General features: G+C 37.0%; 16 protein-coding genes. 12 read left to right on the top strand and 4 right to left on the bottom strand.

Annotation, left to right across the window (positions count from 1 at the left end; genetic code table 11):
- Nucleotides 1-393: 393 nt before the first annotated feature.
- Complete coding sequence (locus tag ACFIKO_RS02110) at nucleotides 394-2418, top strand: M3 family metallopeptidase (RefSeq protein WP_375673165.1); 2025 nt, start codon at nucleotides 394-396, stop codon at nucleotides 2416-2418.
- Between the two features lie 159 nt (nucleotides 2419-2577).
- Here the strand turns inward: ACFIKO_RS02110 and ACFIKO_RS02115 are convergent, their stop codons facing one another.
- Both ACFIKO_RS02115 and ACFIKO_RS02120 read right to left on the bottom strand, forming a co-directional pair.
- Nucleotides 2578-3654 carry an SGNH family hydrolase gene (locus ACFIKO_RS02115; protein ID WP_375673166.1) on the bottom strand — a complete coding sequence of 359 codons (1077 nt, stop codon included), beginning with the start codon at nucleotides 3652-3654 and terminating at the stop codon, nucleotides 2578-2580.
- A 14-nt stretch (nucleotides 3655-3668) separates the two neighbouring features.
- Nucleotides 3669-4925, bottom strand: a complete 1257-nt coding sequence (locus tag ACFIKO_RS02120) for a lytic murein transglycosylase (protein WP_375673167.1) — start codon at nucleotides 4923-4925, stop codon at nucleotides 3669-3671.
- A gap of 279 nt (nucleotides 4926-5204) precedes the next feature.
- Here ACFIKO_RS02120 and ACFIKO_RS02125 point away from each other — a divergent pair, with 279 nt between their 5' ends.
- Entirely contained in the window at nucleotides 5205-6095 is an 891-nt protein-coding gene (locus ACFIKO_RS02125) for a UTP--glucose-1-phosphate uridylyltransferase (protein WP_375619497.1), read from the top strand.
- Between the two features lie 39 nt (nucleotides 6096-6134).
- The gene (locus ACFIKO_RS02130; protein WP_375673168.1) at nucleotides 6135-7127 is read left to right on the top strand and encodes an SIS domain-containing protein; all 993 of its coding nucleotides are present in this window, start codon (nucleotides 6135-6137) and stop codon (nucleotides 7125-7127) included.
- Between the two features lie 276 nt (nucleotides 7128-7403).
- On the opposite strand, the gene ACFIKO_RS02135 is transcribed toward ACFIKO_RS02130, so the two are convergent.
- Nucleotides 7404-7763, bottom strand: a complete 360-nt coding sequence (locus ACFIKO_RS02135; RefSeq protein ID WP_012754593.1) for a hypothetical protein — start codon at nucleotides 7761-7763, stop codon at nucleotides 7404-7406.
- 253 nt (nucleotides 7764-8016) lie between these two features.
- Between ACFIKO_RS02135 and ACFIKO_RS02140 the strand changes: the two genes are divergently transcribed.
- From ACFIKO_RS02140 to guaB, 3 genes are all read left to right on the top strand, one after another.
- Complete coding sequence (locus tag ACFIKO_RS02140; protein ID WP_375673169.1) at nucleotides 8017-9402, top strand: sigma-54-dependent transcriptional regulator; 1386 nt, start codon at nucleotides 8017-8019, stop codon at nucleotides 9400-9402.
- A 403-nt stretch (nucleotides 9403-9805) separates the two neighbouring features.
- Nucleotides 9806-11377, top strand: a complete 1572-nt coding sequence (locus tag ACFIKO_RS02145) for a phospholipase D family protein (protein ID WP_375673200.1) — start codon at nucleotides 9806-9808, stop codon at nucleotides 11375-11377.
- Between the two features lie 150 nt (nucleotides 11378-11527).
- Nucleotides 11528-13027: an IMP dehydrogenase gene (gene guaB / locus ACFIKO_RS02150; protein WP_375673170.1), complete on the top strand. Its 1500-nt coding sequence runs from the start codon at nucleotides 11528-11530 to the stop codon at nucleotides 13025-13027.
- A 164-nt stretch (nucleotides 13028-13191) separates the two neighbouring features.
- Here guaB and ACFIKO_RS02155 read toward each other — a convergent pair whose 3' ends face one another.
- The gene (locus ACFIKO_RS02155; protein WP_375673171.1) at nucleotides 13192-13338 is read right to left on the bottom strand and encodes a hypothetical protein; all 147 of its coding nucleotides are present in this window, start codon (nucleotides 13336-13338) and stop codon (nucleotides 13192-13194) included.
- 465 nt (nucleotides 13339-13803) lie between these two features.
- On the opposite strand from ACFIKO_RS02155, the gene ACFIKO_RS02160 reads away from it, so the two are divergent.
- From ACFIKO_RS02160 to ugpE, 6 genes are all read left to right on the top strand, one after another.
- Complete coding sequence (locus ACFIKO_RS02160) at nucleotides 13804-15090, top strand: RsmB/NOP family class I SAM-dependent RNA methyltransferase (protein ID WP_375673172.1); 1287 nt, start codon at nucleotides 13804-13806, stop codon at nucleotides 15088-15090.
- Nucleotides 15091-15222: 132 nt separating this feature from the next.
- Nucleotides 15223-16779 (top strand): glutamine-hydrolyzing GMP synthase, encoded by a 1557-nt coding sequence (gene guaA, locus ACFIKO_RS02165; RefSeq protein ID WP_375673201.1) that lies wholly within the window; start codon nucleotides 15223-15225, stop codon nucleotides 16777-16779.
- Nucleotides 16780-16948: 169 nt separating this feature from the next.
- Nucleotides 16949-17671: a glycerophosphodiester phosphodiesterase gene (locus ACFIKO_RS02170; RefSeq protein ID WP_375673173.1), complete on the top strand. Its 723-nt coding sequence runs from the start codon at nucleotides 16949-16951 to the stop codon at nucleotides 17669-17671.
- A gap of 940 nt (nucleotides 17672-18611) precedes the next feature.
- Complete coding sequence (gene ugpB, locus ACFIKO_RS02175; RefSeq protein ID WP_375673174.1) at nucleotides 18612-19946, top strand: sn-glycerol-3-phosphate ABC transporter substrate-binding protein UgpB; 1335 nt, start codon at nucleotides 18612-18614, stop codon at nucleotides 19944-19946.
- Nucleotides 19947-20041: 95 nt separating this feature from the next.
- On the top strand, nucleotides 20042-20926 hold the full coding sequence (gene ugpA, locus ACFIKO_RS02180) for a sn-glycerol-3-phosphate ABC transporter permease UgpA (RefSeq protein ID WP_012754601.1): 885 nt from the start codon (nucleotides 20042-20044) through the stop codon (nucleotides 20924-20926).
- Nucleotides 20927-20936: 10 nt separating this feature from the next.
- A complete protein-coding gene (gene ugpE, locus ACFIKO_RS02185) occupies nucleotides 20937-21788 on the top strand; it encodes a sn-glycerol-3-phosphate ABC transporter permease UgpE (RefSeq protein ID WP_375619505.1) in 852 nt (283 codons plus the stop codon).
- Nucleotide 21789: the final 1 nt, after the last annotated feature.

Below are 21789 nucleotides of genomic sequence, written 5' to 3' on the forward strand. Positions count from 1 at the left end.
TTTCTGAATCGCTAAAACGAGAATACAGCTTAATTTGAGGATAATATAAAAGCATAAATGTAAAAATCAGTTCTGATTTTTACCATCATTTCTTTAATGTAGTTTTGTGATTTTCAAAAGAATCTACAGCAATATTTTGTGAAGAGTGGAGATTATGCCTTTCTTCAAGTGTTTTTTTAATATGCAATTCTATTGTGAAGTGTGAGCGAATAATCTTTATTTCTCCAATATAATATGTTTTGAAATGAAAGAATTTTACGATTTCTAGGTTTTTTATTCAATAGCGTTTGGAAAGGTCGTTTTGAAACTCACAAAATAGTTTTAGTATATTATCAATTTGTGTCGTAAAGATAATTATTACAGCTTAAATTTATAATGGAGACATAAAGTATTATGACAAAAGCAGCAGTGCTGGACTGGAAGGGATTTTCAGGTCTTCCTGATTTTTCTTCTATCAGTGATGAAGATTTTAAACCCGCTTTTGAACAGGCACTTAAAGAAACCGAAGAAGAACTAGAGGCGATTGCGATGGTGCAAGAACCACCAACGCTTGAGAATTTTTTGCAGCCTTTTGAGCTTTGTGGCAAAGCGCTTGATCGTGTCTGTTCAATATTTTTCTTGCGCACCAGTGCTCATACGAATGTATTAATTCAAAAGCTAGAGCAAGAGTTTGTTGTAAAGCTTTCTCGTTATTCTTCAAAAATGATGATGGATGCACGGATATTTGCGAAAATAGATGTGCTTTATAAACAGTCGCAGCTGGGTATATTTGAGAGTGAAACAACACGTGTTCTTGAATTATGGTGGAAAAAGTTCGTTTGTCATGGGGCAAAACTCGATGAAAATGCTAAGAAACGGCTTTTGGAAATTAATGAAAGACTTGCTTTTTTAAATGCTACTTTTGGACAAAATGTTTTAAATGATGAAGCTGAATGGATTCTGTTTTTAAAACAAACCGACTTATCTGGTTTACCGCAAGATCTCATTGATTCAATGAAGGAAATTGCGTGTGAAAGAGGTAATGAAGAAGCGTATGCATTAACACTAGCACGTTCGATTGTTGAACCTTTTTTAAAATTCTCTGATCGTCGTGATTTGCGTGAGGTTGCATTCCAAGCTTGGGCTAAACGTGGTGAAAATAATAACAAGAATGATAATAAAACAATTATTGTAGAGATTGTTGAGCTTAGAGATGAGCAGGCTAAATTATTAGGATATAAATCTTTCGCAGATTTGAAACTCGATAATACCATGGCTAAAAGTGTTGATTCCGTTATGGATTTACTTATGCCTGTATGGGAGCGCGCAAGAGCGAAGGCTTCTACTGAGCAAATTGAATTACAAAATTTTGCCAACAATCAGGGCAGCAATGAATCTTTAGCTGCTTGGGATTGGCGTTATTATGCTGAAAAACTTCGTACTGAAAAACTTTCTTTCGATAGCGCTGAGATTAAATATTATTTTCAGCTTGATCGTATGATTAAAGCGGCTTTTGGGGTAGCAGAAAAACTCTTTGGCATTACATTTGAAGAAAAAAACGCTGTTGCACTTTGGCATCCTGATGCACGTTTGTGGGAAGTAAAAAAGTTTGATGGAAGTCTGCTTGGGCATTTCATTGGTGATTATTTTGCACGTTCTTCAAAACGGTCCGGTGCGTGGATGAGTAGTTTGCAATCACAATATAAATTGGATGGCGGACAAAAGCCTATTATCTACAATGTTTGTAATTTTGCTAAACCATCCAAAGGGGAGGTTGCTCTTTTATCACTTGATGATGCGCGTACGCTTTTCCACGAATTTGGGCACGCATTGCATGGTTTGCTTTCTGATGTTACATGGCCATCTGTATCGGGAACATCGGTTTCGCGTGATTTTGTTGAGCTGCCTTCTCAACTTTACGAACACTGGTTAACTGTACCAGAGATTTTACAAACTTATGCTACGCATGCAAAAACAGGACATCCTATGCCGCAAGCATTAATGGATAAGGTTTTGTCAGCACAGACATTTAATGCTGGCTTTGCTGCAGTTGAATTTACTTCATCAGCTCTTGTAGATATGGCTTTTCATAAAGGACAAAAGGTAACTGATCCAACAGTGTTTGAACGCCAAGAATTAGAAAAGCTGCAAATGCCTGATACAATTATTATGCGCCATCGTCCTCCACATTTTACGCATATATTTTCAGGTGATGGTTACGCCGCTGGTTACTATTCTTATATGTGGTCGGAAGTCCTTGATGCTGATGCTTTTCAGGCTTTTGAAGAAACGGGAGATGTTTTTAATTCAGAGCTTGCTGATAAGTTGAAACGTTTTATTTACTCTGCTGGAGGAAGTCGTGATCCAGAGGAGCTTTATAAAGCTTTTCGGGGACGGATGCCTTTACCAGAGGCAATGATTAACAAACGTGGACTATAAGATATAACGGTATGGTTAATACCATGCCGTTTTCATATTATTCGAAAAATGCAGTTGTGATTTATGCAAATTTTCTCTTCATTATAGCTCTGTAAACAGAGTTTTTTATCTTATTCGCTTGTTTATGGAGGAAATTAGATTTTGTATTTTAAAGAGACATTATGGGAAAGAAAAATTATCAGCTCGATCTTTTTGATGCCCATTTGGTGGAAACCATGATTTTTTTATAAAACTTGACTTTCTTTTGCCTAAAAGGTGAGTGTTTTGTTGTGCCATATCATCGAGGCTCATTGGAGGCTGACGCATAATATTACTCCGCTCTTTATTCTCTGATTCTTGTATAAGTTTTTGAATAGCTTGATCGGTTGAGTAAGGATTTTCATGAGAAAAGGCATAAAAATTTAAAATATTTTTCAATGGTTTTTCTAAATAAGAGGCAAGTTTTTTCTTTCCTTCAGAGGTGAAATGCATGCCATTATTGGTGCGTAATTTGGTTATTTTTCCATTAATATCATAGCCTGAAAAAGAAAAATTTCCTTCTTCATCACTAAAGCCGCTCCAGATATCGAGGAAATATCCTCCTGCTTTTTCTGTTTCTTGTTTATAGAGCGCATTAAAAATTTTCATTTTTTGTGTCAAAAGGTCATTTCTAAAGGCAGGTTGACTTATCCATATCCATGATTTTCTAGAGGCATGAAGACTTTCAGCAATTTCGATAATTCTTTGTTTGTAGATGTGCATCCATTCTGATTGATCTGTGTTAATTGTGCTATAAGGGTCTGTGATTGGTTGATTATCATTTGCACCGATCATCATGATAATAACATCGGGGTTATTTTGATCAATGAGTTTAGAAATATTGCTTTGCCAAGAATAATAATCCGTTCGAACTAAACCGGAAGCTGGCATTGTGTTGTTCATGATAACGATATCGCTATTATTTATAAAAAACTTCTTAAGTGCATCGGCAACAGCAGAAGCTGTAAAATCCCCTATGACAAGAATGCGCTTTGCATTCTCATTTTTTAGCTTTTGTATGTTTTTTGGGGTTACGATCTTTTTTTGCGGCTTGTCTATTTTTTGTTCGATAATTTGCGGTGGTTGTTGCGTCTGTTTGTTATGTTGTGATAACCATTTGAAGAAGTTCGTTGCTTTACTTGGGGATGGCTGTATGATCCCCACAATGGAAAGTGAAAATAGCAATAATATCAAGTATATCAGGCGAACAGAAGACAAAACCCAAGTCTCCATTATTGTTTGCGAAGGAGAAAAAGCACTTGAGATGATGGATATCCATTTGCTTTTAGACCGTGACGTAGTTGAAAGGCTTTAATTGCTTTGCGAGAGGCTGTTCCGATTTTTCCATCAATATTCCCTTTATAATAGCCCAGTGCTATTAAGCGAGATTGCAGTTCTTTGCATTCTTGGAAAGTAAGAGGTCGAAAAGGTCTTTGCCAATCATGCACCAATCCAGGATACCCAGCGATGCGATCAGCAAGAAGAGCAACAGCAAACGCATAACGATCTGCATTATTATAATGTTTCAGAACAAAGAAGTTTTTTGTGACTAAAAATATAGGTCCTTTTGCTCCATCTGGATATTTTAATATTGCTTGTTCAGTTAATGTAGGAAGAGGATGCCCATTTGCGTGTTTTACACCTAATTTTTTCCATTGTTCAAAGGAATACCACCCTACAGGAAGGTTTTTCCCCTGCGGCACTTTTACCTCTACTCCCCAAATAAGATTAGGTTGCCAGCCATTTTTGTGGAGAAGGTTAGCAGCAGTAGCCAGAGCATCTGGAACAGAGTTCCAGATATCACGCCGTCCATCTTGGTCCATATCAACTGCATAGGCGAGATAACTGCTTGGAATAAATTGTGTATGCCCCAATGCACCAGCCCAAGATCCAGTGAGTTGAGAGCGTTTAATTTCGCCACTTTGTAGAATTTTCATAGCAGCAATCAGTTGTGTATATGCATATTTTGCACGTTTTTTATCAGCATAAGCTAGAGTTGCAAGAGAGCGAATGGTATCACGCATTACACTTTTATTGGCTAAAACTTTCCCATAGTTGCTTTCCATTGACCAAATAGCAAGCAGAATATTGCGGTCAACACCAAAACGTTTTTCAATTTGAAGAAGCCATTTGTTCCATTTTTGAGTTTGGCGCCGTCCTTCTACAATTGCAATATCATGGACACGATTATCGAAATAGTTCCATGAAGGAGCAACAAATTCCGGTTGGTATGCGGCGCTTTTTAGAACTTTTGGATCAATAGCATTAACACCTTTAAATGCCATATGAAACGTAGAAGAGGTAATATTGTGAGCAATAGCTATTTTTTTAAATTCTTTAATCCAGTGTTTAAATCCGCTATCCGCATATGAAAGGGATACAAAAAACATTAAAAAAGCAGAAAAAATAACGGCAGAGCCAGTGAGAAGAATTCTCCAAGTTATTAACTTCTCTAAAAAAGAGAAAGTCTTCAATTCTGTTTTTTGCATTTTGAAATCCCCATTAATATTCAATTTATTAGATGTGCAATAACTTTATTGCAATAACTTTATTTTGTATTTAGTTTAATCGATAATATGATCAAGAAGAGGAGAAAACTGAAATAAATAATTCGTTTTAATACTTGCAATAAATTCTCATATTCTCTTTTACATTTTTGATTGTCCATTATAATGATAATCAAAACAATAAGATATCTTTTTTACCATTTCGTAAAAACATATGTTAAATAAAATAAAAAATATATGAATTCATCGAGGAGGGTGAGTGTGCGTAAAATCCGGAAAGCTGTATTTCCAGTAGCAGGTCTTGGTACGCGTTTTCTTCCTGCGACAAAAACAATTCCTAAGGAAATGCTAACAGTTGTTGATAAACCTGTTATTCAATATGTTGTGGATGAGGCGAGGGAGGCTGGTATTGAGCATTTTATTTTTGTGACTGGACGTAACAAAGCAGTCATTGAGGATTATTTTGATGCGCAAGTTGAATTATACACGACACTGGCTGAATGTGGAAAGAAAGAAGATCTTGCACATTTATACCGTTTACAGCCATTACCAGGGTCAACTTCTTTTACTCGGCAACAGCAACCTTTGGGATTAGGGCATGCTCTTTGGTGTGCACGTGAATTAGTTGCAGGGGAACCTTTTGCTTTGTTATTACCCGATATGCTGATTCAAGCCAAAAAGGGATGTCTTTCTGAGATGATTAGTCTTTATGAAAAGGTGGGTGGGGGAAATATTATTGCTGTTCAGGAATGCGATCTTGAAGAAGCACATAAATACGGTATAGTTGGCAAAGGTAAACAGATTGCAAATGGTTTTAAAATCACAAAAATGGTAGAGAAACCAGTGTTAGGAACGGCACCATCAAATTTGTACATCAATGGACGTTATATTTTGCAGCCAGAAATTTTTAATATTCTTTCCACTCAAGAACGAGGAACAGGAAATGAAATTCAATTAACAGATGCTATGATACGGCTTTCAAATGAGCAAGATTTTTGGGGTTTGCAAGTAGAAGGGCGCACTTTTGATTGCGGTTCTAAAGCTGGTTTCATTGAAGCCAACGTTGCATTTTCTTTGGCACGCGCTGATATGCACAGCCATGTTTCTGCCTCATTGAAAAATTTACTGGAAACCATTAATATTGAGAAATGATATAGATCTCTCATTTAATTTCATTGATCGAATTTGATTATGATAATACCGTCTCCTCGTATGGCTTTGCAAGGTGCAGTTGCATCAGCACTTAAAACACTTACCAGTGAAAAGCAGGGGCTTGAAGCCCTTGAAAAATCTCTTCTGGGAACTCTTTCTTCTTCTGTTGAAGCGGCTGTTCAAACTATTAGAAATGCTCGTGGACATGTGGTCATTACTGGTCTTGGGAAAAGTGGTCATATAGGGACAAAAATTGCAGCAACCTTAGCTTCAACTGGAACGCCCGCCTTTTTTGTTCACGCTGCAGAAGCCAACCATGGTGATCTTGGTATGATTGGATCTGATAATGTTATTCTTGCTTTATCATGGTCTGGTGAAACTCAAGAGTTAAGTGGTATTATGAGTTATGCAGCGCGTTTTCGTATCCCCCTTATTGCGATGACATCAAGTGAGTACTCTGTATTAGGACGACAAGCTGATATTGTTTTATTATTACCAAAGATAGAAGAGGCTTGTCCCCATGGTTTAGCTCCTACCACTTCAACAATTATGCAATTGGCAATGGGAGATGCATTAGCGGTTGCTCTTTTAGAAATGCGTGGTTTTACCGCAACGGATTTCAAAATATATCATCCTGGTGGTTCTCTTGGTGCAAGCCTTAAATACGTGTGTGATATTATGCATGAGGGTGATAATATTCCTTTAGTTATGCAGGGAACATCTATGACTGAAGCGATGAATGTTTTGGTGGAAAAGCATTTTGGTTGTGTTGGTGTTGTGAATCAAGAAGGCGAACTAATCGGAATTGTAACCGATGGCGATCTTGCACGTAACATGCATTTTAATTTATCAAAATTTAATGTTGACGAGGTGATGACCAAGGCTCCTAAAGTTGTAAAACCAAATACACTTGTTGGTGCAGCAACAGCTTTTATTAATGATCATCATATTGGTGCATTTTTCGTAGTTGAAGATAAAAAACCGATAGGAATTGTTCATTTTCATGATCTTTTGCGCATTGGCGCCGCTTAGATTAAAGTTCTCTATCAAATAAAATGTTATTTTAGGTTAAAATAGATTGAATGGTACAAAGTAACAATTTTATTGTAAGGTGGCTTTACGGATATTTTGTGGAAGAAAATGATTATTTTACGCATTTCATAATGTTTAGAAAATTTTCAAGGTAAAGATTATATCAGTCTCTTTGCGTATTTTAGAGAGGGTCTTCTATCAGGAGGAGAAAAGATCACCTCCTGCTTAATGTATGTGCTCCCTCTGTTCTTAAGAGAGACTTCCCTTGTACTTTGTTTAAGATTTCCGCTTAAGGAAAAACTGTGCTCCTGTATGTGAGGTGCAGAGAAGTTGTGTGGCGTCATATGACACTGTACAATTGACTCTAGAAATTGTTCCACGGAGAATAGAGCGTATTTCAATTTCTATATTTTGGGCATTGAGATAATTATATGCCCCTTCTGATAGTTTTTCTTCTGTATCTGCTGCACGCGTTTCAAAAACACCATTGTGGAAAGAAGAAATAATACCATTCTCATCAACCCATTTTCCATCAATTCCAGTTGGCATATTTGAGTTATAATATTGCGAAAAGCTACAGGCACTTAACAGCAAGGTGGTAATTGTAAGACATAAAATATGATAGGTATGTTTCATTTATTGCACTCTATTTAGATTATTTTGCTCTCTAGTTTTTATAACATTATTAAATTACCCCATGAGTCAATATGAAAAATTTGATGAAAATCAATGAAAAAGCAAAAAAATGGAAAAAAATGCCTTAATGTTGTATTTAATTAACAGCTTGATGAAGTTCGTAAGTGAAACACAAGAGGTGAAATATTTCTTATGGTTTACAACAATTTTTATATTAAGCTGCTGAGTAGTCTCAAAGGAGATTATTGACATTATGGTTGGTCCCATTCTTGTTGCGAGTGAAGATTATGGAAGACGTATAGAACTTTCTGCTATGTTGCGAGGTTTTGGTTATCGTGTCATTGAAGCAGAAAATGGTCTCCGTACAATTGATCTTTTACACAGGCGTAAAAACATTGTACTTGCACTCCTTGATGTCGTTATGAGTGATTTGAGTGTGAGCGATTTGATTAAAATGATTAGAGTTGCTGGTGTTTCTGTTCCTATTGTCGTTATAGCACAACAAGAGAATCAGGATTTACTCCAGAAAGCTTTAACAGCCGGAGCTATTGATTATTGGATTCACCCAGTAACATTATTACGCGTAAGGGTTACTTTGGATATTCTTGCTCTTATTTCTGCCTTGGAGCATGAAGTTCGAGATATTCGGCGAAAAAAAGAGAATCATTTACGGTTTTCTGATCTTTGCATAAAAAGTAGAGCTATGCAGGTAGTGTTAGAACAATCGAGACAAGCAGCAACTTCTTTACAGAATCTTTTGATAGAGGGGGAAGTTGGAACAGGACGTGAGACATTAGCTCGGATTATTCATCATGAGGGATTATTCTCAGAAGGTGTTTTTATTCGCTTTCAATGTTCAGCCATCGTTGATCCAGAAGAAGAAAATCAGCAGTGGTTTAAAGAATTCCTACCATTGGTTTCTTCTCTTGAAAAAGGGACACTTTGCCTTTGTGATATTGATCGACTTGAGCCCATACAGCAAAAACGGTTTGCTCATTACCTTAAAGAAAGGGAAAGGGATACAAAAGGAGAGTTTTTCCCTTTTCGGATCATTGCTATTTCAACATCGCGTTTAAAGGATTTGGTTAAAGAGAACTTTTTTTTGCATAGTTTGTTTGAACAATTTTCTCACTTGTCTATTAGCGTCCCTGCTTTACGAGAATTAAGGGATGATTTTCCAGAGATCACACAGCGTTTGATTGATCGCATTATCACCGAAACAGGGCGGTCACATGTCCATGGTTTAGCAGGATCTGCTCTTTCCTTGCTTATGCAGTATGATTGGCCTGGCAATAGAAATGAACTTGAAAACTTTTTATTTCGTGCGATTTTACTCAGTGAAGGACCGTTATTAACTGTTCGAGATTTTCCACAATTAATGGGAAATCCATTAATGAATGTTCCAAATATTATTGAGGGTAATATGCAAGAAGATAATGAACAAGAATCTATAAAATTTTTGAATACTGATGGGCATGTGCGTACTTTTGCAGAGATGGAACATGATATTATCGAGAAAGCGGTTAAACATTATAAAGGACATATGAGTGAGATTGCGCGCCGCCTTCATATTGGTCGCTCTACACTTTATAGAAAAATGGAAGAATTGCGAACAATAAGAAATCAAGAACGAAAGTAAAATTCATAACAAATCTCTCTTCATGACAAGCATGAGTTTTAAAAAAATAGAGTGGATTTTGATAAAGTCTGTGTGGGGGTGCTTAAGAAAACAATCGTTTATTGTAAAATTTATCTATAGAGGATGATTTTGTAGATTTAAATCAAATATAAATTTTATGTGACTATTTTAATCGTCTGTTTTAGTTTATATAATTTTAGTTAAGTTTACATTTATTAAAGCAGAGAGGCATTTTTAAAAACTTTTAAATACTACCGCTAAAATTTTGTATCATCAATATTAAATTTATACTCTCTTAAGCAAGAAGTGGCATTTTATCTGCTGCACGGTTAAGATAAAGTGATTAGTATTATCGTTTGCATTACTGATGATACGATAGCTTAAAATAGAAAGTTTGTCCTCTTTGACTCTTTTACAGATTGTTATTGGTTTTGTCCTCTTTTTTTTTATTGCATCTATGTTGGCAATTTACACCTATGGGCGTTTTGTGAAAAATGCCAGGGGGCAATGTTCTTATGCGTTACCTATTCAGAAAGATGAAACGAAGCTTGATCGTATCGTCAGTCAATTAGCTGAGGAAGAAAATGGATTGGGGATTGATAAAGATGCCCTTTCCCTCATTATCAGCAATTTGGATGCGTTTTGTGTTCGTGCAATAGGAGCTGCAGAAGCTGGGCGTAGCCTTGATCTGATGTATTATATTTGGGATGATGATTTAACGGGGCGTCTATTATTAAGTGAAATAGTTAATGCAGCGGATCGGGGTGTTCGGGTACGGCTTCTTTTGGATGATATTAACGCTCAAGCACGTGATCCAGCTTATATTGCGCTAGATAAACATCCTCATATCGAGGTGAGAATGTTTAATCCAGGACGATCGCGTAAAGGTGGATTACGCCGTGGTTTAGAGATTATATTACGGGCGATTACTGTTACACGTAGAATGCATAATAAAGCTTTTATTGTTGATGGTAGGATCGCTTTTGTAGGAGGACGTAATCTTGCAGATTCTTATTTTGATGCTGGTGAAGAATCCCATTTTCGAGATTTAGATTTGATGTTAATCGGACCCTCTGTTAAAAAGGTGGAAAGTATTTTTGATGATTTTTGGAATAGTGCTGTTGTTTTGCCAATTCATACTTTGGTTGTTCCTAAAAGCGCAAGTGATCTTAGCTATTGGAAGGATAAATTACAAAAATTTCGGGATTCCAAGGTTGCAAAAGTTTATTTAGATTATGTCAAAGAGCATATTAATTTTGATTGTTTTATCCAAACAGGAAGGCGGTTATTTTTAGCAGACAAAGTTGTTGTTCTTTCTGACCCTCCAGAAAAAGCATTGCGTAAAAAAGCAAGCAATTGGCTTATGAAGGCACTTTCAAAGGTTATTGGAAATGCCCAAAAAACGGTTCAGATTACGTCACCTTATTTTGTTCCTGGTAAGGTCGGAACGCAGAATTTTAGTAATTTGGTTTCAAAGGGTGTTGATGTCAAAATTCTGACGAATTCTTTAGCAGCTACTGATGTAGCATTGGTGCATGGTGGTTATGTATCGTATCGTAAGGCGTTGTTGAAAAGTGGTGTTAAGCTTTATGAATTAAAAGCGGAGGGCAGCACCCATGGGTTACGATTGTTTCGATCGAGTAAGGCAAGTTTACATGCCAAAGCTTTTTTAATTGATCGTAAAACAGCTTTTATTGGGTCTTTAAATTTTGATCCCAGATCAGCATCATTAAATACAGAAATGGGCATTCTTTTTGAATGTGCTCCCATTACAGCAAGATTAGATTTGTTGTTTTCTGAAGAAACCACAGGGGAAATGAGCTATCATCTGCGTCTTGGTGATAATAATCGTATTTATTGGGATTTTATTGAAAATGAAAAAAAATATAGCATTGACCATGAGCCAGAAAGCAATTTTTGGCGTCGCGCATTTGCAAAAATAATAAGTTGGTTACCTATTGAATCACAATTGTAAATTTTTATAAACCACACTTAAAAAAAATATTTATTTTTCTTTTCATTTTGTTTGTAGCATGGCATAATTTTTTGCCAATCTACCATGTATGAGAACCGCAGTTGTATTTTAAAGCTCCTTGCGGTGTTTTATTATAAAAGGAATTTCGCTATGGCAAAGATTGTTGAAACGGGGACAGGTGCATTGGCACTAACTTTTGATGATGTACTTTTACAGCCCGGTCATTCTCTTGTCATGCCTAGTCAAGTGGATCTCAGTACGCGCATTGCAGCGGATATTAAGCTCAATTTGCCATTGCTTTCTGCTGCAATGGATACGGTAACAGAATCACGTTTGGCAATTGCTATGGCTCAAGCTGGAGGTCTTGGGGTTATTCATCGTAATATGTCTCCTGCAGAACAGGCAGAAGAAGTTCGCCAAGTAAAAAAGTTTGAATCTGGTATGGTTGTTAATCCAGTCACAATTGGACCAGATGCAACACTTGAAGAAGCGAAATCTTTGATGCGCTCTCATGGCATTTCAGGTATTCCGGTTGTTGAAAATAGTGTTAAAGGTGGGACAGCGGGACGACTTGTTGGCATTTTGACCAATAGAGATGTCCGTTTTGCATCGGATCCAAAACAAAAAATTTATGAATTAATGACGCATGAAAATTTGATCACAGTGCGTGAAAATGTCCAACTTAATGAAGCAAAATACCTTTTACATCATCATCGTATTGAAAAATTACTAGTTGTGGATGAACAAAATCGTTGTGTCGGACTGATAACAGTTAAGGATATTGAAAAAGCAAAATTAAATCCAAATGCTGCTAAAGATTCTCAAGGGCGCTTACGTGCTGCAGCGGCCAGTAGTGTTGGGAATGGAGGGATTGAGCGTGCTGAACGCCTCATCGACGCAGGTGTTGATGTGTTGGTTATTGATACAGCGCATGGACATTCTCAACATGTGCTAGAAACTGTTGAACGAATTAAAAAGATGGCTTCCTCTCCAGCTGTTATTGCTGGGAACGTAGCGACTGCTCAAGCAACGCAGGCATTGATTGATAGTGGTGCAGATGCTGTAAAAGTTGGTATTGGTCCTGGCTCTATTTGCACAACGCGTATTGTTGCTGGTGTCGGTGTTCCTCAACTGGCAGCCATTATGAATGCTGCAGAAGTTGCTGAAAAAGCGGGCATTCCCATCATTGCAGATGGTGGAATCAAAGCATCAGGTGATTTTGCTAAAGCTTTAGCTGGTGGGGCTTGTGCAGCGATGATTGGATCTCTTTTAGCAGGTACAGAAGAAAGTCCTGGTGAAGTTTATCTTTATCAAGGTCGATCTTTTAAAGCCTATCGTGGTATGGGATCTGTTGGTGCTATGGCACGAGGATCGGCAGATCGCTATTTTCAAGATGATGTTCGTGATGAACTTAAGTTGGTTCCTGAAGGTGTGGAGGGGCAGGTGGCGTATAAAGGTCCTATAGCATCAGTTCTACATCAGCTTGCTGGTGGACTCCGTGCTTCAATGGGGTATGTTGGAGCAAAAGATCTCGTAGAGTTTCGTGAAAAAGCAACGTTTGTACGTATTACTAATGCGGGACTCCATGAAAGTCATACGCATGATGTTTCTATTACACGGGAGAGTCCAAACTATCGTGGGCCAGTTTAAAGATATAAGAGCATAATGTCATATCGCATAAATATAAAATCTTCCGAGAACAAGAAAAAAGACTGCGCTTTTTTCTGTTTGTGATTTGGTGTAATAATCCCAAAAAGGAAAGAATTAGAGGTTAAAACTCTAATTCTTTCTGTTAAGACTATATAAAATTAGAATTAACTTTTTGTAGTCTTCCGTCCTGTCTTTGACGTACGTTGGCGAGTGTTTGCCTGATCACTTTGGACGGATTTCTTTGCGTTGTTTGAGGGCATTGTGTTATGACGGCTTTTAGATGAAGTTGTTTTTCCATTATTATAAGTCATTATTTTCTCCTTTTAAATTGTCTGGCAGTTGCCAGTAGAGTAAAAACGGTCATGCCAAATAGTGGTTCCAAGCATTTTCTAAAAAGTTAATTTTTTGGTGAACGTAAGATGAACTTGTTTAATTTTATGAGAAGATTTTTTCTGTTATTCAGATAATCCTCATAAATTTTATTTTGCGCAATAATAAAGAGTTTGTTTTTTTCGTAATGCATGGCGGAAATAAGTTCTTTATGGATTGGCTAAGTATCTTTTAGTATAAGAGGAAGAGGGATAAAAAAGTGAATGGGCAGAAGATGAAAGGAAAAATCTAGATACTCTAAATTGGATCTTATAAAAAGTATGATCAGATCATTTTAATATTGAATATAAATTTTTAAAGGCTTTGAGAAGGTTTCATTGGCAAGAAGAAGATAACATTATTTTTTTAGATGATTTAAAATTTTATTATTTTAATGGGAGAAGTGAATGCGATTAGGTGGGCGTTTGCAAGCAGCGATAGATGTTCTCAAAGAGATAGAAATGAAGCATCGCCCAGTAGGAGAAGCTTTAAAGGATTGGGGTCTTTCTCATCGCTTTGCTGGAGCAGGTGATCGCGCAGCTATTGGTACAATCGTTTATGATGTTTTAAGACGACGCTATTCTTTACAATGGCGTATGGAGAGTGATGATATCCGAGATATCGTTTTTGGTGCCTTATTAGATTCTGGAAAAATGACGTTGGAGCAAATTGACGGTGAGTTGGCAGAAGATCGGTTTGCGCCGCAGTTATTAGGAGCTAAACAGCGTAAATCGTGGCAAGGTCAGCAATTAGTGGATGCTCCAGACTATATTCGTGGTGATATTCCGCAATGGTGTCAAGCGCATCTGCGTCCTTTATTTGGTGATAATTGGATCACTGAAGCGGCTGCGTTAGCAACGCGTCCTTCTTTAGACTTACGGGTAAATAACCTAAAGGCAACACCAGAAAAGGTGTTGAAAGAATTAGCAAAAACCAAACTTAAATCTTTGCCATGGTTTGGGCAAGCTTTAAGAATTGCACCGATTGAAAAGTTTAACCGTCATCCTAATGTTCAAGTGGAACCAGCTTTTCAAAAAGGACACTTTGAAATACAGGATTTAGGATCTCAAATTGTTGCTCACCTTGTAGAAGCGCAAGAAAACATGCAGGTATTAGATTATTGCGCAGGTGCTGGGGGTAAAACATTAGCTTTAGCTTCCGATATGAACAATCGTGGGCAAATTTATGCTTATGATTCAGACAAAGCTCGTTTGGCTCCTATTTTTGATCGTCTTCGACGCGCTGGTGTTCGTAATGTACAAATACGAGTGCGAAGAGAAGAATTAAAACCATTAACAGGTCAGATGGACAGAGTTCTACTAGATGCACCATGTAGTGGGACAGGAACATGGCGTCGTCGTCCAGATGCGAAATGGCGTTTAACATTAGAACAGGTGAAACAACGCCAAACAGAACAGAGGGCTATTTTGAATGAAGCGATAGCTTATCTTAAGCCAAATGGGCGCCTAGTCTATATTACCTGTTCTCTTTTTACAGATGAAAATGAGGAACAAATTTCCCGTTTCCTTCAACAACATTCTTATTTTGCTCCAATAGATATGCCAGCGCTTTGGCAGAAACATTTTAGTTTTTCTCCTGTGCAACCAGTTTTTTCAAATTATGGACTTACTTTGTCGCCGGCCACAACACAAACAGATGGGTTCTTTTTATCTGTGTTGCAAAAAAAACATTGATCCATATTTTTGCATTTTTTATCATAAATTTTACGAGAATAATCTTTTTCTTAAGAAAACAGGCTTGTGAAAAGAGAAAGATTGAATCATAACTCTCATGAGTTTTCTTTTACAATTGTTGATTGGTTTTCTATGAGCATATCACATCCAGACACTGTTCTTATTATTGACTTTGGTTCACAAGTTACACAACTTATTGCACGACGGGTACGAGCAATGGGGGTATATTGTGAAATTGCTCCTTTTCAATTGGCTTTAGAAGCTGTGCGACGCATAAATCCTAAAGCTATTATTTTATCAGGGAGTCCTTATTCCGTTATTGATGAGGGCTCTCCACGTGCTCCAATGGAAATTTTTGAGGCGGGTATTCCGATTCTGGGTATTTGCTATGGTGAACAAGTCATGTGTGTTCAGCTTGGAGGAAAGGTTGAAGCTGGACATGAGCGTGAATTTGGGCGTGCTTTTTTGGAAGTGCAAGAAGAGAGTGCTCTTTTTGATGGAGTGTGGGAAAAAGGTTCTTGTTATCAAGTATGGATGAGCCATGGTGAGCGTGTGGCAGCTTTACCAGAAGGTTTTTGTGTCATAGGGACCTCAAACGGAGCTCCCTATGCGGCTATTGCTGATGAAAAAAGACATTTTTATGCAGTACAGTTTCATCCTGAAGTTATCCATACACCAGATGGTACAAAACTTTTGCAAAATTTTATTCATAAAATCTCTGGTCTTAAAGGCAATTGGTCAATGGCTTCTTATCGTGAGCAGGCAATTGCTACCATACGACAAAAAGTTGGGAAAAGTCGTGTGATTTGTGGTCTTTCAGGGGGAGTGGATTCATCTGTTGTAGCGGTACTCCTTCATGAAGCCATAGGAGATCAACTGACATGCATTTTGGTAGACCATGGGCTGATGCGCAAGAATGAAGCTGAAGAAGTTCTCACGCTCTTTCGTGATCATTATAATATAGAGCTTATTCACGTTAATGCTGCCGATATATTTCTTCATGCTTTAGAAGGTGAGACAGATCCAGAAAAAAAGCGTAAAACGATTGGTCGCCTTTTTATTGAAGTTTTTGAAGAAGAAACTAAAAAAATAGGAGGTGCAGAGTTTTTAGCACAAGGAACACTTTATCCAGATGTTATTGAGAGTGTGTCTGCTATTGGTAAAACGGTAACCATTAAAAGCCATCATAATGTGGGTGGGCTACCAGAACAGATGAATATGAAACTTGTAGAACCGTTGCGTGAGCTCTTTAAGGATGAGGTTCGCTTGCTAGGGCGAGAGTTAGGATTACCAGAGCAGTTTATTGGTCGCCATCCTTTTCCAGGTCCAGGTCTTGCAATTCGCTGTCCAGGTAATGTGACCCGTGAAAAATTAGAAATTTTACGTGAAGCAGATGCCATCTATCTCGAGGAAATACGTAAAGCCGGTCTTTATGATGAAATTTGGCAAGCTTTTGCTGTTCTTCTTCCTGTTCAAACTGTTGGCGTGATGGGGGATGGGCGCACTTATGAATTTGTTTGTGCTCTTCGCGCTGTCACATCTGTAGATGGAATGACTGCTGATTTTTATCCTTATGATATGGCGTTTTTAAGTAAGACGGCAGCACGTATTATTAACGAAGTTAGAGGGATTAATCGTGTTGTATATGATGTAACCTCAAAGCCTCCTAGTACTATTGAATGGGAATAATTAAAATGAAGGATAAGTCTTTTTAAGAATAAAATATGACTGAGGGTTTGATATTCGAAAAGTGTAAAAAAATCATTTAAAAATGATTATGTATTTTCATATGATATAAGCCTTTATCTGGCAATCTGTACGTCAATATTTTTTAAAATTGAGAAGTGTGGAATTTTGCATGTCTGAGAAAAAAATTGTTGCACACCGTGGTGGAGCTCATCTTTATCCTGAAAATACTCTTTCGGCATTTAATAATGCGATAGCGTTAGGTGTTGATGAAGTTGAATGCGATGTTCATTTGCTGAAAAGCGGTGAAGTGGTTGTTTTTCATGATTTCCGTCTAGACCAATTGGTTGGAAAAAAGGGGTATATTCACGACATTGATAATGAAACACGCAAACAACTCTGCGTAAAAGGAAGCCAAGAAGCACCTCCCTTATTAGAAGAAGTGCTTGATCTTTTAGCACCAACGAATATTGCATTGCATCTTGAAATCAAGACATGTGGTGAAGTGGAGCGTGAAACAATACTATCCCAAAAAGCACTTGCGCTAATAAAAAGCCGAAATTTATCAGAACGGGTTTCTGCAATTAGTTTTGATCCTTTGATCCTTCGTCCTTTTATTGAAGCAGGAATACCATCTGGTCCATGTGTTGATAATTTTGAAGGTGATATGTACCATCATTTTTCTGAATGGAAGCAATTAGGTTATTCTGATTTAAGTTTAGATGGCTCTATTGTTTCACAGGACTTTATTAAATCAGCTCTTGAGGCTGGTTTTACTGTAGGGGTATGGACAATTAATGGAAAAGCTCGGTTATCACATTGGCTTGACATGCCTGTACATTATATTACGACAGATCAACCCAATCTCGCATTGCAATTGCGTGCACAAAGGTAAAAATACATCAATACAAAGGGAACTATATATCCTCATAAAGTTAGTGTAATGAAAGAAGAAAAATTATCTAATATATAACAATAATACATTGATTTATAATGATAATTAATGGTTTCTTCATGCAAATAAGAGGACTTAATACGTAAGATTTTCTTATTTCAAATCATTCGTTTTCACATTACAAGCAGGGTTGGTGTGTGGATAAAAAATTATTGAGAAAAGAATAAAAATATTCATTTAACGTATTTCAAATGCAAGACTTGTTGAAGCCTTAGGGTTGCATATGATGATGTCGTTTTGTACTTTTATGAAGTATAAAAATGATGGCATACAAAAAGTCTTATATAATTTGATGGAGAGGCTTTATGGCTTATTTTATAGGAGCTATCATGTAATGTAGATGTATTGAAAGATTTTTTAACAACATGAAAATTGATAAAACAATGTCATTTTGTTTTGCGTGAGGGGCGTGATCTCACTACAGGAAAGGGGACAATTAAGCGCTTCAAAATGATTTTCTTAGTTTTAAGAAAAATTCTATTTTTCTCTTCGTTAAATTCAGTAGCAACATCGTGTTAAAGTTATAAGTCGAAAGTTATAAGACAAATAACAAAAGAATAAACAATTCTTTTTAAAAAAGTAAATCCATATATTAAAATAGTCATTGAATGAAATTTGCGATCTATATCTTTTTACCAATTGACTTTGCTTATTTTAGTCATCTCACTTTTTTCAGATAGTTACAAACGCATATCTCGTTAATACATAAGAAAGCTTATAAAAGAAAACGAATAAATTTAAACAAATTCATTTGACCTTTTGGTGGTTCCTGTTTAAATGAGAGAATATATTTCTGAAATAAAACTGTCATAGCATGTTCATATGTAATACTATAGATTTAGGGGTAGTTTGTATTCCATCACTTCAGAAAGGGTGAGCCATGAGTCGTTTTTATTTTTCCATAGCGGCCACGGTTGCTATCGTAATGTCTACAGCGGGGATAACAGCAAGTGTTGCGCAGACAAAAATCAGCTTTTGGCATTCTATGAGTGGTGAATTAGGAAAGCAAACTGAAAGTCTCATTAACGATTTTAATGCAAGCCAATCTGAGTATAAAGTTATTCCTTCATTTCGCGGTGAATATGAAGAGGGATTGATTTCACTCATTGCAGCATTTCGTGGAAAGAAACAGCCAGTGCTTGCACAAATTTATGATGTTGGTACTGGAACTATGATGGCTGCAAAAGGCGCAATCTATCCATTTTATCAACTTATGGCTGATACAAAACAAGAATTTGATCCTACAGATTATTTCCCTGCTATTAGTGGTTATTACTCCGATGAACAGGGACGTATCATTTCTATGCCATTCAATATTTCAACTCCCATTCTTTATTATAACAAAGATATCTTTAAAAAAGCAGGGCTTGATCCGGAACAGCCTCCTAAAACGTGGCAAGATATAGAAGACTTTTCCAAAAAAATTCTTGAGACTAAAGCGGCAACTTGCGGTTTTACAATGGCTTATGCCGCTCAATGGATTGGTATAGAAAATTTTTCAGCGTTGCATAATGTTCCTTTTGGAACGAAGGAGAATGGTTTTAAAGGACTTGATTCAGAGCTTACATTTAATGGACCTTTACAAGTGCGTATGTGGTCTGACCTGAAAAAGTGGTCTGATCAAGGTGTTTTCCGTTATGGTGGTCCAGCGGGTGCATTAGATTCAACACCAATGTTTATGGCACAAAATTGTGCAATTTTTATGCAATCTTCAGGATCACGGGCTGGAATCGTTTCTGAAGCTCAGTTTGATGTGGGAGTTGGTATGCTACCGTATTATAAGGATGCAGAAGGGACACCACAAAATTCAGTTATTGGGGGAGCTTCTATTTGGGCGTTTAAGGGACATACCCCAAAGGAATATGCAGGGGCAGCCGCTTTTCTTAAATTTCTTTCAAAAACAGAAAACCAAGCAAAATGGCATCAGGAAACAGGTTATCTTCCAACCACAAAAGCGACTTATGAATTGAGTAAAAAACAACATTTCTATGAAAAAACGCCGGGTGCGGATATAGCTATTAAACAGATTAATCTTAATCCACCAACAGTTAACTCGAAAGGGATAAGATTTGGTAATTTACCACAAATCCGTGCCATTCTTGATCAAGAGTTGGAAGCTGTTCTTAGTGGTTCAAAAACACCGAAAGATGGTTTAGATGAGACCGTTGAACGTGGAAATAAACTCTTGCGTGAATTTGAAAAATCTAATCATTAATTTCGTTTTATTGTTAAATATTAAAGACTCAACAAAAGAAGTTGAGTTCTTTTTGTTTATCTTTTTTAAGTCTCTACATTTAAAGAGCCCTACGAATGCAAGAAAAACATGCATATTTTAAAAATAGTCTACTTTCTTACGGACTGCTTTTTCCTCAGCTTCTTGTGACTTTTTTGTTTTTCTTTTGGCCTGCTGCTCAAGCAATAAAATCATCTTTTGAGCGTGAAGACCCTTTTGGCTTTACAACAACCTTTATTGGTTTTGAAAATTATCTAACCGTTCTTTCTGATCCTACTTATCTGCAATCACTTCTTACAACCGCAGTATTTTCCATCTCAGTTACTGTCGCTTCAATGACAATATCACTTCTCTTAGCTGTCTGTGTTGATCGTGTCATCCGTGCAAAAAAGGCTTATACAATGCTTTTGCTCTGGCCCTATGCTGTTGCTCCAGTATTGGCAGGTATATTATGGCTGTTTATCTTTCATCCCACCATCGGAATTATCCCTTTTCTTCTCGAGAAAATAGGGGTGCTATGGAATTATCGTATTAATGGCACTCAAGCAATGATTCTTATTGTCATAGCGGCTAGTTGGAAACAAATTTCTTATAATTTTCTCTTTTTTCTTACAGGTCTTCAGTCTGTTCCGCGTTCTCAAATAGAAGCAGCCGCCATTGATGGTGCTGGTCCCTTTAAACGATTTTGGACTGTGGTTTTCCCGCAAATTTCACCAACGACGTTTTTCCTTCTTATTGTCAATGTCAATTATGTTATGTTTGACACCTTTGGTATTATTGATAACACAACTTCTGGAGGTCCTGCGCGTGCAACGAGCATCCTCGTCTATAAAGTATATGACGATGGCTTTAGAAATCAAATAATCGGTGCATCAGCAGCACAATCAACAATATTGATGTTGATGGTTATTGTCTTAACCTTTATTCAGTTTCGCTGGATTGAGCGCCGTGTACAATATTAGGAAGTAAATTATGGTTGAAAATCGCCCTATTTTGAAATTTCTAACCCATATTACTCTCATTGTTGGCATTATCATTATTTGCTTTCCAGTTTATGTTGCTATCATTGCATCAACCCATAGTTCAGCAGCATTCAACTCAGGAACACTTCCTCTTTTACCTGGGAAATATGCTTTGGAAAATTATAAAACAATCTTTGGTGATGGCCTTGCACAACTCGGTCTTCCCAACCTCTGGCCACTCTTAATGAATTCACTCATTATGGCTCTTGGGATTAGTATTGGGAAAATTATTATTTCACTTTTATCTGCTTATGCAATTGTTTATATGCGTTTTCCTTTCCGAAAAACTGCTTTTGTTCTTATTTTTGTTACATTGATGCTCCCTGTCGAAGTTCGTATTCTTCCAACCTATGAGGTTGTTGCGAAATTGGGGATGATCGACACCTATAGTGGAATGATTATTCCACTTATTGCATCTGCAACCGCTACATTTTTATTTCGCCAGTTTTTTTTGACTGTTCCAGATGAACTCTTAGAGGCAGCACGTGTTGATGGTGCAGGCCCAGTTAAATTTTTTAAGGATATTCTTCTTCCTCTTAGTAAAAGCAATATCGCTGCTTTATTTATCATTATGTTCATTTATGGATGGATACAATATCTCTGGCCTCTTATCATCACAACGGATCAAAATCATCAAACGATCCTTATTATTTTAAAACAGCTTATTGTCGAATCACTTCAACATGATCCTCAATGGAATATACTTATGGCAGTATCGGTTGTTGCCATGGTTCCCCCTGTTCTTGTTGTTATCTTCATGCAACGGCTTTTTATCAAAGGCCTTATTGAAACGGAGAAGTAAT

Origin of the sequence: Bartonella sp. TS82HLJMH, assembly GCF_042193495.1 — a bacterium.
Classification (GTDB): domain Bacteria; phylum Pseudomonadota; class Alphaproteobacteria; order Rhizobiales; family Rhizobiaceae; genus Bartonella; species Bartonella grahamii.